Source organism: Thalassotalea fonticola, from assembly GCF_032911225.1.
Lineage (GTDB): Bacteria > Pseudomonadota > Gammaproteobacteria > Enterobacterales > Alteromonadaceae > Thalassotalea_A > Thalassotalea_A fonticola.
This window is the reverse complement of sequence record NZ_CP136600.1, coordinates 2,164,664-2,178,385: the sequence shown is the minus strand read 5'-3', so window position 1 is coordinate 2,178,385 and position 13,722 is coordinate 2,164,664. Positions and strand designations below refer to the sequence as shown.

The following is a 13,722-nucleotide window of genomic DNA, read 5'->3' as shown; positions in this document are numbered from 1 at the left end:
CAGTTGGTATTAGAGGATTATTATGAAATTTTATAATTTGAAACACCCTGAACAAGAAGTGAGTTTTTCACAAGCTGTACGTCAGGGGTTAGGAAAAAATCAAGGTTTATTCTTCCCTAAAGAGTTACCTAAATACGATGATATTGAGAATTTACTGTCTATGCCACTAGTTGAGCGTAGCGTTAAAATTCTTTACCCGTTTGTTGCTGACGATTTAACCGAAGAAGAGTTTAGCAGCATCGTTACTCGTGCGTTTAATTTCCCTGCATTAGTTCAACCAATTGATGAGAACAATTCGGTACTCGAATTATTTCACGGCCCAACTCTGGCATTTAAAGATTTTGGCGGTCGCTTTATGGCGCAATGCTTACAATCATTTACTCAAGGTGATAACGACAAAATTACTATTTTAACAGCAACATCAGGTGATACTGGGGCGGCTGTTGCTCATGCTTTTTATGGACTTGAAAACATCAAAGTTGTGATCTTATATCCGAAAGGCAAAATAAGCTTATTACAAGAGAAAATGTTTACTACCTTAGGTGGTAATATTTCTACCATCGCCGTTGATGGCAGTTTTGATGATTGTCAGGAACTGGTTAAGCGGTCTTTCGATGATTTAGACCTTGCTAAAGCAATCGGGTTAAACTCGGCTAATTCTATTAACATCAGTCGTTTATTGGCACAAATCAGCTATTATTTTGAAGCTGCTGCTCAGCTTTACCGTCAACGTGGAAAAATTGACGATTTAGTTTTTTCTATCCCAAGTGGTAATTTCGGCAACCTTACTGCCGGCATGCTGGCTAAAGCAATGGGCTTACCAATTAAACGCTTTATTGCGGCAACAAATGCTAACGATACAGTACCAAGATATTTAAAAACCGGTGAATGGTCACCAAATGAAACGATCGCCACTATGTCAAACGCTATGGATGTTTCTAAGCCGAACAACTGGCCACGAGTTGAGCATATGCTTAAGTCAGGTATATTGTCTGAAGATTGTTTAAGTTCAGTTGCCATTGATGAAGAGCAAACGCAAATTGCCATGCATAAGCTAAATGGTCTAGGTTACATTAGTGAACCGCATGCAGGTGTTGCTTATAAAGCATTGAGCTATGATCTGAATGACAATGAGTTTGGTGTGTTTTTAGGTACTGCTCATCCAGCTAAATTTAAAGATACCGTAGAAAGCACCTTAGGCCGACCTTTAGGCTTACCAAAAGAGTTAGCTGATTGTGCTGGTGAAACGATACTTTCTTCGCAGATGAACGCCGACTTTACTGATTTGCATGCTTTCTTAATGGCACACGCATCTTAAAAAGTAATTTGATAAGTTAAAATGAAAACATCCTTGCTTTGCTCGGATGTTTTTTTAATTCAGGGCAGAAGGAATATGGAAGATATGAACTGGAATAACCTTCTAAGTACAGAACAGCAACAAGAATACTTCCAAGTGATGTTAAAAAACATTGCTGATGAAAGAGCGCAAGGTATCGATATTTATCCTAGTAATGACGAGATTTTAACTGCATTTTCTCTAACACCGTTTGCACAAGTTAAGGTGGTAATTTTAGGTCAAGACCCCTATCACGGAGAAGGTCAGGCTCATGGTTTATCGTTTTCAGTTAAACCGGGGATTAAAGTGCCACCGTCACTTGCCAATATGTATAAAGAACTAGTAACGGATATAGAAGGATTCAACACCCCAAATCATGGTTGTTTAACACCGTGGGCAAAGCAAGGGGTGTTACTATTAAATACCGTGCTAACAGTGCAAAAAGCCAATGCTCATTCACATGCCAAATTAGGCTGGGAACGCTATACCGATAAAGTTATTGAATTAATTAATCAGCACTCTAGTGGGGTGGTTTTTATGTTATGGGGCAGTCATGCGCAAAAGAAAGGTAAGTTTATCGATACCAATAAACACTTTGTGCTAAGCACCGTACACCCTTCACCATTATCAGCCTATAGAGGTTTTTTTGGCTGTAAGCATTTTTCTAAAGCGAATAAATATTTAATTAGCCAAAAACAAAGCGCGATCAATTGGCAATTGGACAATATAGACAATGAAGGGCAAATATCACTTTTATAAGCTTTGTTACCCGTTATAATTTATAATTGTGCTAAATTCTGTAGAGCCACTTTCAAAAGAAAAAATTATGACTAATCAGTTCAAATTAATAATTGCTATTTTACTACTTAATACAAGTGCTTTCAGTTATGCCAATTCTGTAGATTTACTCGCACAGCCGCATCGCAGCGAACAAGATAAAGTTCGTGATAAAACCAGTAAACCACTGGACATTATTGAATTTTCAGGCGTAAAACCAGACATGCATGTGTTAGATTTATTTGCCGGTGCTGGTTACTATTCTGAAATTTTATCGCAAGTAGTTGGCCCACAAGGCAAAGTGTTTTTGCATAATAATAAGGCTTATTTGTCGTATGTTGGTCAAGAATTACAAAAGCGTATGGCAGATGGCAGCCTCACTAATGTTGTTCAATATGTACATGAAACAGACGATTTGCTGTTACAGGATAATGTACTGGACAGTATCTTTTTTGTGTTGGGGTATCACGATTTACACCATGTTATCGATGGTTGGAATATCGATCAAGATAAACTACTAAAACAACTATACAAAGCTTTGAAACCGGGGGGCACCTTATTAATTATTGATCATAGTGCACCAATCGGTACAGGTATAGAATACAGTCAAGAAAAGCACCGTATAGCTCCCGAGTATGTCGTTAGAGAATTAAAAGATTTTGGTTTTCATTTTGTTAAACAAACTGACGTTTTAGCTAACCCTAAAGATAATTATGAGTTAAGTCCTTTTGATCCTGAGGTGTACCGTAAAACCGATAGATTTGTTTTGTTGTTTAGAAAGTAAATGGTAATTTGAGAAACGAGAAACGAGAAACGAGAAACGAGAAACGAGAAACGAGAAACGGAGGGCGAAATAAGCCTTATCGAGAATTTCCTGATTACATTAGCAGTATTAATCTGAATGCTCTAATCGAAATAAATGATCATTTCTGCGGCTACGCAGTGGCAGTCATTCTTGCAAATGGTGCACTCATAGCCATCAACACTATCCTGATACCATTTATCAGGATGGTCTTTAACCAGAACGCCACCACACTTGGTAAAGTATTTTACCGCACTGTTACCCGGACTTTGGCGCCAAAGATGACTTACACCTGCCTTAGCTCCTTGTTGTTTTAACACCTGAATAGATAGTTTCAGCAATTGCGAACCAATTCCAGAACCTCTGTAATTTGCATCGACGGTATTACATTTAAAATAGGCGGTGTCGGCTAATTTAGTTTGCCATAGGTCTGGTGAATACCATTGGTCAGGTTGCCAGTTACTTGGGCTATAGCTAATTCTAAAACCAACAATTTTACCGTTATCGAAAGCGACAAAATTAGAATTTAGTCGATCTTTTAACCCTTTCTCAAACCAGGTGTTAATTTTTTCATCGGTCATGTAGCCATCACCATGAACATAGTTACCTAATGAAATAACATCATCAAAATCATCTTTATTCATCGGTCTAAATGTAATTTGTTGTTGCTCGCGCATTGCTAAATTAACTCTTATTTATCAATGGAAAATATGACACTATATTAACTTAAATTAATACGCCTGACATGCTTAAATTGTTAGGGTCAATTCGGAAAATATGCATGTACGATCCTCTTCATGATTTATCCCCTGGTACCAACATTGATTATCCTGAAAGTTATTGGGCTAGTGTCAGTGGTGCAGCGCCGCAAGATAATGGCCAATTGACTGCAGATATTAATGCTGATGTGGTTATTATCGGCGGTGGCTATACTGGCTTATCATGTGCTTTGCATTTATCCCGTGAGCACAACATAAAAGCAGTAGTGTTAGAGGCAAATAAAACTGCATGGGGATGTAGTGGTCGTAATGCTGGCTTTATCCTAAAGTCTACGGGGCGTAAACCTTGGTCGGCAATGACTAAAAGTTGGGGCGAAGAAGTAATGCGTGGCATATACTCAGAGGTTTGTCAGGGGGTCGATAGCGTTAATGCATTAATAAAAGAAGGAATAGATTGCGAACAACAAAGTAGTGGCTATATTAGGGTTGCTCATAAGCCATCAATGTTTGCTGGTTTGGTCACTCAAGCTAAACTATTACAAAATACCTTTTCATATAACGTTGATATTATCTGCAAAGATGAATTGCATCAAAATTATATGGCAGATCAAAATGCTCATGGGGCAATAAGGTTTAATGATGGCTTTGGTATTAACCCGTTAAAATTGGCTTGGGGTTATCAAAAGCTAGCACAAGATGCTGGGGTTAAAATACATACTGGCTCGCCGGTAATTGAGTTAACAGAGCGAAATCAAAAACAGATTATAACCACGCCTCATGCAACTGTTACGGCGCAAAAGGTTGTATTGGCGACTAATGGATATACACCGAAAAATTTTCATTCGTCGGTTGCGAATAAGACTTTACCAGTATTATCACAAATTATAGTTACCGAGCCACTAAATGCAGAGCAACTGCAAGCGTGTAATTTTTTAACATCCAATGTGATTATGGACACCAGAGCCTTAAAGTATTACTACCGAAAGCTTCCTGATAATAGAATTTTATTTGGTGGTCGTGGTGCGATTACCGGTAAAGCTGCCGATGACCCATACTATACTAATCGACTTCTTGGCGTGCTCAAGCAAAGTTTTCCTGCCTTACAGAGCATAAACTATCAACATGCATGGTCTGGCTGGATTTGTATGTCACTTGATGATATCCCTCACATTAACCAAGCAGAAGATAATTCCAATGTTTATTATGCAATGGGCTATTGCGGTAATGGCGTGTCTTTTGCGGTGCAAGCAGGAAAGCGTTTAGCTGATAAAGTGGCAGGTGTTGAACTTCCTAATTTACCTTTGTATAACAGCCCGTTGCCAAAATTTCCGCTGCCGGCATTAAGGCGTTTAGGGCAATGGGGGTATTTTCATTACGGGAAGATTAAAGATGCTTATTTTTAACATAAATATTCATCTGCTCTGACCTGTAATAAATTGCAATATAATACTTGACCAATTTACTCTAGTTTATTAACTTAACATTAACATTTGGAAGGATTCTAATTATCAGTAGAATTTTTCTATCGGTGAAGAAACGAATGGAACTCATAAAATAATAATTATAAAGAGTTCAAAATCAATGCCAAACCAATCTAAAAAATTAGTTACTGTGATTTACTACGATGTAAATACACTGAAGCTAAATCAGCATGTAGGTGAATTTCCGGCGCTTGAACATGGCCGAGTTATCATTCCTCAATCTTTTAAAGTGAATAAGAATATTGTTGCAGTTTGTGATGGCGAAAATATTCCTCTTGAAATCGAATACACTCAAAAAAACAATCGCCAGAAGAAGATGCAACCACAGGATAAAAAAACTGTTTCAGTATTTTATTACAATAACCGTTCGTTAGAACTAAAGCATCAAGTACTCCATTATCCTTACACCAATAATGGCAAAGTACTGATCCCGAATGAATTTAAAAAATTTAGAAATATACTAACCGTTTATGATGGGAACTTGAAGGTTCTTAACAAAATAGGCGAGCGCATATTACCACTTGAGAAGATTGCATAATCACTTCATCTAATTCCAATCCGAATAAGTACTAAGCTGACTTTATACTTCTATAGATTGGTTCAAGTTTCAAATTAAACAATTCGATTTAAATTAACACCTTGCTGAAAGCTTTCAATATTTTCAGCAAGACTATTAATTAACCTTTGTTGTGCTTGTAAACTGCCCCAGGCGATATGTGCAGTGATCATTAAGTTGTCTAACTTTGCGTTGAGTAAAGGATGGTCTGCCGGCGGCGGCTCTTGCTCCAATACGTCTAAAATTGCCGCTCCAACTTTCTTAGATTTTAAACCTTGCAATAAATCTTTACTATTTACTAAACCGCCACGAGCGGTATTAATTATGATTACCCCTTTTTTCATTTGCTCAATTGTGTTGCTGTTGAGCAAATTTTCAGTGTCTTTAGTAAGTGGAGAATGTAAACTGATAATATCGGCATGACTAATCGCTTGTTCAAAACTCACGCGGCCATTTCTAACGCTGCAGGCTCCTTTTCTTTCTGCTACAAGCACTTGCATTGAAAACGCATTCGCTATTTTAGCCACTCCTTGACCTAATGCACCATAACCAATAATTGCTATCTTTTTATCCGCAAGTTCATTAATAGGTAAACCAAAGTGACAAAATATTGGACTATTTTGCCAACATGACTGACGAGTATTTTCAATGTAGTGTGAACTTTTGTTCATATGCTCTAATAACATCGCAAATACATATTGGCTAACCGAAGTATTTGAATAGCCACTAACATTACATACGCCCACGCCTGCAGCTTTCGCAGCATCTAAATCAATGTTATTAGTCCCAGTGGCGGCAATACAAATCAGTTTTAACTTTGGTAGCTTGGAGATTATGTCGGCAGAAATTATGACTTTATTGGTTATTATTATTTCAGCAAACTTTGCTCGATAAATTACTTTTTCAGTAGCCGTTTGTTCAAAATAGCTAATATTTGTTACTTGATCTTCAATAGCTGATAAATCAATATCTGCACTGATCGTGCTACGATCTAGAAAAACAGCGCGCATTTATATTCCTTTCAAATTATTCAATTTTGAGAACTTTTCCTTGGTTTTAACCTGGACGTCCATCTTTACGAGGGGTAAGTAACATAGGACCATATTTTATAACAAATATTCCATACGAAGAAAACCAACATAGCACGCTGAAATTGATAAATGCACTGTAACTTTCCGGCATAAACCAAGGTCCAAATACTCGACTCATCGTTGCAATTAACATTAAAATGAACGCAAAATTCATTATTTTTGGTGGCTGTAAAGCTCTGCCGGTATGGCCTAAGGTAACACGAGAAATCATTGCTAAAATTAATCCGCCCATACCGCCAATGGTAAGTAAGTGCCAAACATGGTTTAGTGGGAATGTGTCAAATATATGACCAATACCAAGCATAATCAAGCCAAACCAAATAAAGAACAGCGCACTATGTAAAGACCAAAGTAGTGGCACACCAAATGTGATCCAAGGCCTCCAACGCAGCCAACGAAACATTTGACTGATCCCGGCAGTTAAAAATAATGCGCTTTTGATGGTATTTGGAATTTCAACAAACGGATGAACAAAATAGCTAAGCACCAATAAAAACAAGCTGACATTGGTGGTTAACTCTAGTGCTGGAATAGGTTGTACTTTAGTTGTTTGCGTGCCATTTGCAGTAAACATTGGCGTTACTCTACCTGCCATAATTGACATCAAAAGTGTTACCAGCATCACTGCAATATAAGCGGACGGCATAATCTGATTTACACTGCTATCAGTTATAGATAGGTGCATCATAATATTGGCTAATGTAAAGAGTAATAACAGTGGCACAAAAAACATATTGCGAGTTTGTTTTACTTTTATAATAGGCATTGCAAGTAGAGTTGCTGCTACCGGTAAAAAAGCGATATCAATGAGTCCGCTTAATTGTTGGCCTAATATATCTGGAAAGAGCATAACTAAACGGCCAGCGAACCACAGCAAAAACAACAATAATAACGGCTTGCCCGATAGACCTCTTTGTCCAGTCCAATTCTGTACTGCAGTGAGTAAAAAACCAACTACGATGGCACAGACAAAACCAAAGATCATTTCGTGCATGTGCCAAAATGTCCCTCCGCCATATAAATTAAGAGATATTTTTCCTGCTAAATAGCCGCCCCAAATAAGTATTGATAACAAACTGAAAAGAGCACCAAAGGCAAAGAAAGGGCGAAAGCCTAAGCGAAAGAGTGGAGTGATTTTTTGTTCTTGAGCAAGATCGGTAATTTGCATAGCTCAGCCTCTGGCCTGAATTTTATGGCTATTATTTTAGCTTAAAGATCTTCAAATGTTTAGTTTTGTTAATGATTAATGTCAATAAAAAACTAGTTTTTACAAGTTGTTAGCAATGTCTGTAACTAGCCAGTAGTTAAATTCAGAAGATGTTGTTTTTGAGTGTATTAAGTTGTAAAACGCTCTATTTTTACGCAATTCTCCCTGTTATAAAACAATTATCAATAGCACAAACAAATTATTACTTATTGTTCATAAACACATTTTATGAGCCATTACATACAACTTAAGGGTTAAATATGAAACTTAAACTTATTGCAACTTCAACGGCTATTGCACTAACTTCACCTTCAATATCTGCTATGGAATTATTCAAAGATGATAAAAGCAGCTTAGAACTAGGTGGATTCTTTGGTGCTAACTATGTAATGGCGGATGGCACCGACGAAGTAAGTAACGGTAACTCTCGTATCAACTTTACATTTTCACACCAATTAAACAATGGCTGGTCTGCCTTTGCAAAAGCTGAATGGGCAGTGAGCCTAGTGAGCAACAACTCTGACTTAGTGCTAAATGGTGACTCTAATTTAGCCCAAGGTGAAGCGTCTGACACTTTATCTAGTCGTTTAGGTTTTGTTGGTATGGGGCATGAGAAATGGGGTTCTGTGACGCTTGGTAAGCAATGGGGCTCAATTTACAACGTAACAGGTGTAACGGATAACTTTTATGTGTTTGGTGGTGATGGTGCAGGCTCATTTGCTTTAGGTGACGGTGGTTACACTGGAGCAGGTCGTGCAGAACAAGCGATTCAATACAACAACAGCTTCGGTAACTTAAATGTTAGTGTACAAATGCAAGGTACTGAAGAAGTGGTCCCGCTGAATGAGTTATTACCAGGTATCCCTGATAATGATTTAGAGCTAATTTACGATAACTCCTATGGTGTTGCTTTAACTTATGCCCTACCATTTAGTCTAAGTGTTGGTGTTGGTTATAACGAAGCTTCTGTTGAAATGACCGGCTTGAATTCATTAATTTCAGAAGAATTGGATGACACCTTAACTGCTGTAAGTGTGACGTACGGTACTCTGGGTCAGCAAGGTTTATACGCCGCAGTTGTAGCAACTGAAGCTGAAAATCATGAGTTTAATGAACAAGGTGATATGGTTGCTGAATCTACCGGTGTTGAAGCTATGGTTACTTATCGTTTTGCTAATGATTTAGAAATTCTAGGAGGTTACAACTCGGTAAGCTCTGATGACGGTGATGATTACGAAAAAGCGTACATGGTAGCTGGCGTTGCGTATCATTTCTCTGATAAATTCCGTATTCATTCAGAGTATAAGCTCGACGAATCAACAAACTTCGACGGCACAGAGAATGACGATGATATATTAGCCATTGGCGCACGATTTTCGTTTTAAACTCCTAATAGGGTAAGCCTATTTCAGTACGGGACACGGGATACAAAGTTAATAAAAAAAGCCTTCTTTGAGAAGGCTTTTTTTCAAGGAAGGGACAGAGCATAATGACTAAAGATTTACACGAACACCAAGCGCTAGCTCTGAATCATCACTGCCATCACTGCCATCGTCATTTCTGTCGTCATGTATTTTAGTTTCGACATAAATAAGTCCAAAACTATTTTCGAATTTGTACTCGGCGCCAATATAGTTGTAATACATTTCAAAGTCATTACCCGACTCATCTGCCTCTAAAAAATTCATGCCGCCATAAAGACCAATTCTACCGGGCATGGTATATTTCAAATAAACTTCAGAGCCAATGGCATCGATAAAGTCACCATTATTATCTAACTCATGGTTTTCAGAGACTACAAATGCAAGAGCTGCATGAAAACCTAAACTAGAGTCACCATAGGTTGCACTAACACCACTACTTGTATCATCGGCACTACCGAAAACAGTATCAATTTCACTGGTGTTCACTGCTGCGCCCACGCCGAAATCATTCCATTTGTAACTTACTGCCGCGCCAAAGCCATTGCCCATGGTAGCAATTTCTTCGCCATCGAATGGACCTCCCGGGTCATTAATAATTACCGCTTCATCTTGTGCTTGCATTTGCACGCCAACATTAAAATTACCAAAGGCTTTGCGCCAAGTGATCGCTTGTTCCGCACGGCCTGTTCCTGATAAGCCACCATCGGTACCTAAGTTATATACCCCCGTTGCGTTACCACCGTAATAATTTAAAACATCGGTTACGCCGACGACATCATAAAACACACTCCATTGTTTACCAACGCCGAAAGCCCCCCATTTATCGTGGGTAAAGTGCACATAGCCAAGACGAGACGTTAAGGCATCGCCACTACTTCCTGATGGGCCACTGCTGTCACCACTAAGAGTTAAGTTGGCATTTTTCTCAAAATTGGTTGCCCATTCTGCGGTCACGCCGGCAGTCCAGTCACCTTCTATATTATGTTTGAAATCTAATCCCCAACGAGAGCCAGAATCTGTTATTTCATCAGTGTCCTCGGTGCTTTGCAGGGTGAGACGCAACCAACCTCTAGTTGAAACTGAAGTTTTGTCATTACTAAATACTTCTATGGCATTGGCTTGTTGTGAGATTAATAAACCAGTAAATACAGCGATTGCTGCAAATTGAAATTTATATTCCATTGTTTTTCCCTAGATTCAGCAGTATTTTTTTATTGATTGATTTAAGTATATGCAAAGATTCAGATTTTTCTTTATTTTTAACAATTGTTTTACACATCAAAGGTTGTTTATATTTTTGTATGTCATCTTCTCGTAAGGAATTAGTGATATAAAAGGTTAAAAATTGACTAAATTAACAATTTTTTACGCTCTTATAACCTAGTGTTATTAGATATAAGTTAGTAGAATAGACGCCATTATTAGTAAGAGTAGAATTTTAAGATGTTAAATTTAACTGATATCCAACCTCAGAAAAACGAGGTGTATTTGGATAACAACGCAACTACGCCGGTGTTACCACAAGCAGCTGAAGCTGCAATTCACACGATGAACCTATGCTACGGTAATCCGAGCTCTAGTCATATGACCGGTATTCGAGCTAAATACATTCTTGATTCAACTCGTACATTGGCTCGCCAGGTAACAGGTGCAACAGATGGTAAAATTATTTTTACCAGTGGTGCAACCGAAGGTATTCAAACCTCAATTATCTCAGCATTAAACGCTGCGCGAGAAACTGCTCACAATATTACAAAGCCAGTATTACTTTACGGTGCTACTGAGCATAAAGCTGTTCCGGAAACGCTTAAACATTGGAATAAAATGTTAAATATTGGCGCGGAAGTTGTCGCTATCCCGGTTGATGAAAACGGCATCTTAGATTTTGATTTTATTGCTGCGAATGTGCCAAACGCATTAATGATCTGTACCATGATCGCTAACAATGAAACCGGGGTTTTTCAAGACTTAGCTGGTTTAGAAACCGTCATTCGCGCTAATAATAGCGATGTATTATGGATGGTTGATTGTGTGCAGGGGTTGGGAAAAATTCCATTAGCGCTATCAAATACAACGATTGATTATGCCCCGTTCAGTGGTCACAAATTATATGGCCCGAAAGGTATCGGTTTTTTATATGTTCGTGAAACAGCGCCTTACACGCCAATTATCGCAGGCGGTGGACAAGAAGGTGGTTTACGTTCAGGTACAGAAAACTTACCTGGCATTGCTTCTTTAAATGCTATTTTCAAATTATTAGCAGACGAGAATGATGACACATTTAAGTCTCATCAGGTATTAGTTGCATATCGTGCGCAACTGGCTGAAACATTAGCAGAAGTATTCCCGACAATTGTTTATAACCATGACTTTAACTATTCATTGCCAACAACGTTAAACTTTTCTGTTGAAGGTTTATCAAGTAAAGACATTATGAATTTATTTGATGCTGCCCGTATTCGTGTAAGCGCAGGCTCAGCTTGTAGTTCGAAAGTAACGGGAAGTTTTGTTCTTGATGCTATGGGTAAATCAACTTGGCAAAGCGAAGGTGCCATTCGTATGTCGTTCGGCCCGGCCTCAACTCAAGAAGAAATTGATCAAGCCTGTAGTGCAATTAAAAATGCAGTTGCTGCCATGCGTCACAGTTGTTTAATTTTATCTGATGCTGATGAGACTTTTGATTCAAAAGCTAACGGTCTGCAACAGTGGATCTATGACCAACAATGCACTTGGTGTTATATCGATCAAGATGCAAAAGAAATTGTTTTAATTGATCCGGTACCTGAGTTGGTGGCTAAGTTTGATACTTTAGTGTCTTGTCAAAACTATAGCATTAAAGCCATTTTAGCGACTCACAAGCATGATGAGCAAGCCGATACTCCTGCTATTCTACGTGAATTGTTAGGCGAAAAAGTTCCTGCCGGTGATTTTGACCAATTAGGTTGGAACAATGCTACAACTACACAAGTGACTCTTGCTAATGATAGTGTTGCTTCGGCAATTAGTATTGGTGAAAAAGTGTTAGTTAAAGTCGCATTACCAGGTCATACCAACAATAGCGTTGCTTATCTTTTAGGAACTGCTGTTGCAGGTAAATTAGCTGCGGATGATATTGATTATGTATTCTCTGGCGATACCATTCAAATTGGTGGCATTGGCCGAAGTGATTTTGATGTTAGCGATAGCACTGCGCTTTACTCGTCAATTAAAGAATTATCAGCTGTAATCAATGAAGATACATTGATTTGCCCTGCACACGATTACAAACAGCTATTTACTACAACGTTAGCACTTGAATCAGCAAATACTCCGCTATTATCGAAAGTTATTAAAGACGCCATTGATAGTACAGTTTTTGTTGATGAAAAAGCGGCAATTGATAAAGAAATAACAGCAAGTGATGAGCCAACATACTGTGGTAGCATTAAAGAGTCTATTGACCCATCAATTGATGTAACGCCAGAGCAATTAACATCTTTCTTAATCGAGAATGATAATGTAATGGTACTTGATGTACGCGAACCACACGAATTTGAAGCTTACAGCGATGTTAACATTGCCGAACAGCAGTTAGTGAATGTTCCGCTTACACAGCTTACTGATTTTGTGCATACATTCCATGAGCAAAAACAACATTCAGCGTTTGTTTGTATTTGCCGCAGTGGCAGTCGTAGTGATGCTGCGGCTAAAACATTAAAACGTATGGGCTTTGAGAATGTTTACCATGTTCCAGGTGGTTTTGCCTTATACAGCTAATTGCAACCAGTTCTCAATTAAGAACAAAAAATTGCTCCATGCATTTTTGTCATATAGGCCATCCCTAGCCAAAAAAAGCGCCTTTCGGCGTTTTTTTACTTCATGGAAGAAATAATGCAAACCACTATGGACGGGTTTAGGTTTGTAGCCTAGGGGGAAAACCTAAAAATATAGTATACACTTTAGTTAAATTAAAAATTATTGAGGAAATACTATGGGTCTGAAATGGATAGATTCACTTGAGATTGCTTTAGATTTAATTGAAGAACACCCTGATGTAAATCCTACCCAATTGCACTTTACCGAGCTCAGGCAGTGGGTGCTCGATCTTGAAAGGTTTGATGATGATGCCAACCACTGTGGTGAAAGGGTACTTGAAGCCATTCAATTGGCGTGGATAGATGAAGCTGATTGAATATGAATAAGGACATTTCACAATGTGAAATATAAATTTAATTTTCTTTATTATGTTAACTGTTAGATGAATAGATAAATCTGTAAAAACTCAGTACAATGGCCAGCCTCGATGATTTGCACCACTTTTGTGCAGTTCATGTTTTTCTTAAGTTAACC

Annotated in this window: 12 protein-coding genes; 8 read left to right on the top strand and 4 right to left on the bottom strand. The window is 38.3% G+C overall.

The window, feature by feature from the left end:
- Window positions 1–22: 22 nt before the first annotated feature.
- The 3 genes from thrC (at window position 23) to RI844_RS08905 (ending at window position 2,897) form a co-directional block, all read left to right on the top strand.
- Window positions 23–1,318 carry a threonine synthase gene (gene thrC / locus RI844_RS08915; protein WP_348398098.1) on the top strand — a complete coding sequence of 432 codons (1,296 nt, stop codon included), beginning with the start codon at window positions 23–25 and terminating at the stop codon, window positions 1,316–1,318.
- Window positions 1,319–1,402: 84 nt separating this feature from the next.
- Window positions 1,403–2,095: a uracil-DNA glycosylase gene (gene ung, locus RI844_RS08910; protein WP_348398097.1), complete on the top strand. Its 693-nt coding sequence runs from the start codon at window positions 1,403–1,405 to the stop codon at window positions 2,093–2,095.
- Window positions 2,096–2,162: 67 nt separating this feature from the next.
- Entirely contained in the window at window positions 2,163–2,897 is a 735-nt protein-coding gene (locus RI844_RS08905) for a class I SAM-dependent methyltransferase (RefSeq protein ID WP_348398096.1), read from the top strand.
- 122 nt (window positions 2,898–3,019) lie between these two features.
- On the opposite strand, the gene RI844_RS08900 is transcribed toward RI844_RS08905, so the two are convergent.
- Window positions 3,020–3,592: a GNAT family N-acetyltransferase gene (locus tag RI844_RS08900; protein WP_348398095.1), complete on the bottom strand. Its 573-nt coding sequence runs from the start codon at window positions 3,590–3,592 to the stop codon at window positions 3,020–3,022.
- A gap of 104 nt (window positions 3,593–3,696) precedes the next feature.
- Here RI844_RS08900 and RI844_RS08895 point away from each other — a divergent pair, with 104 nt between their 5' ends.
- On the top strand, window positions 3,697–5,037 hold the full coding sequence (locus RI844_RS08895; RefSeq protein WP_348398094.1) for an NAD(P)/FAD-dependent oxidoreductase: 1,341 nt from the start codon (window positions 3,697–3,699) through the stop codon (window positions 5,035–5,037).
- Window positions 5,038–5,215: 178 nt separating this feature from the next.
- Complete coding sequence (locus RI844_RS08890; protein WP_348398093.1) at window positions 5,216–5,653, top strand: DUF2375 family protein; 438 nt, start codon at window positions 5,216–5,218, stop codon at window positions 5,651–5,653.
- Between the two features lie 74 nt (window positions 5,654–5,727).
- Here the strand turns inward: RI844_RS08890 and RI844_RS08885 are convergent, their stop codons facing one another.
- Together RI844_RS08885 and RI844_RS08880 are read right to left on the bottom strand one after the other, a co-directional pair.
- Window positions 5,728–6,681: a D-2-hydroxyacid dehydrogenase gene (locus RI844_RS08885; RefSeq protein ID WP_348398092.1), complete on the bottom strand. Its 954-nt coding sequence runs from the start codon at window positions 6,679–6,681 to the stop codon at window positions 5,728–5,730.
- 46 nt (window positions 6,682–6,727) lie between these two features.
- Window positions 6,728–7,930, bottom strand: coding sequence for an NnrS family protein (locus RI844_RS08880; protein ID WP_348398091.1), 1,203 nt, complete (start codon window positions 7,928–7,930; stop codon window positions 6,728–6,730).
- 299 nt (window positions 7,931–8,229) lie between these two features.
- On the opposite strand from RI844_RS08880, the gene RI844_RS08875 reads away from it, so the two are divergent.
- The gene (locus RI844_RS08875; RefSeq protein ID WP_348398090.1) at window positions 8,230–9,354 is read left to right on the top strand and encodes a porin; all 1,125 of its coding nucleotides are present in this window, start codon (window positions 8,230–8,232) and stop codon (window positions 9,352–9,354) included.
- A 108-nt stretch (window positions 9,355–9,462) separates the two neighbouring features.
- Here RI844_RS08875 and RI844_RS08870 read toward each other — a convergent pair whose 3' ends face one another.
- Window positions 9,463–10,575, bottom strand: coding sequence for a porin (locus tag RI844_RS08870; protein WP_348398089.1), 1,113 nt, complete (start codon window positions 10,573–10,575; stop codon window positions 9,463–9,465).
- Between the two features lie 261 nt (window positions 10,576–10,836).
- Here RI844_RS08870 and RI844_RS08865 point away from each other — a divergent pair, with 261 nt between their 5' ends.
- Entirely contained in the window at window positions 10,837–13,149 is a 2,313-nt protein-coding gene (locus tag RI844_RS08865) for an aminotransferase class V-fold PLP-dependent enzyme (protein ID WP_348398088.1), read from the top strand.
- A gap of 214 nt (window positions 13,150–13,363) precedes the next feature.
- Window positions 13,364–13,564, top strand: a complete 201-nt coding sequence (iscX, locus tag RI844_RS08860; RefSeq protein ID WP_348398087.1) for a Fe-S cluster assembly protein IscX — start codon at window positions 13,364–13,366, stop codon at window positions 13,562–13,564.
- Window positions 13,565–13,722 lie beyond the last annotated feature (158 nt).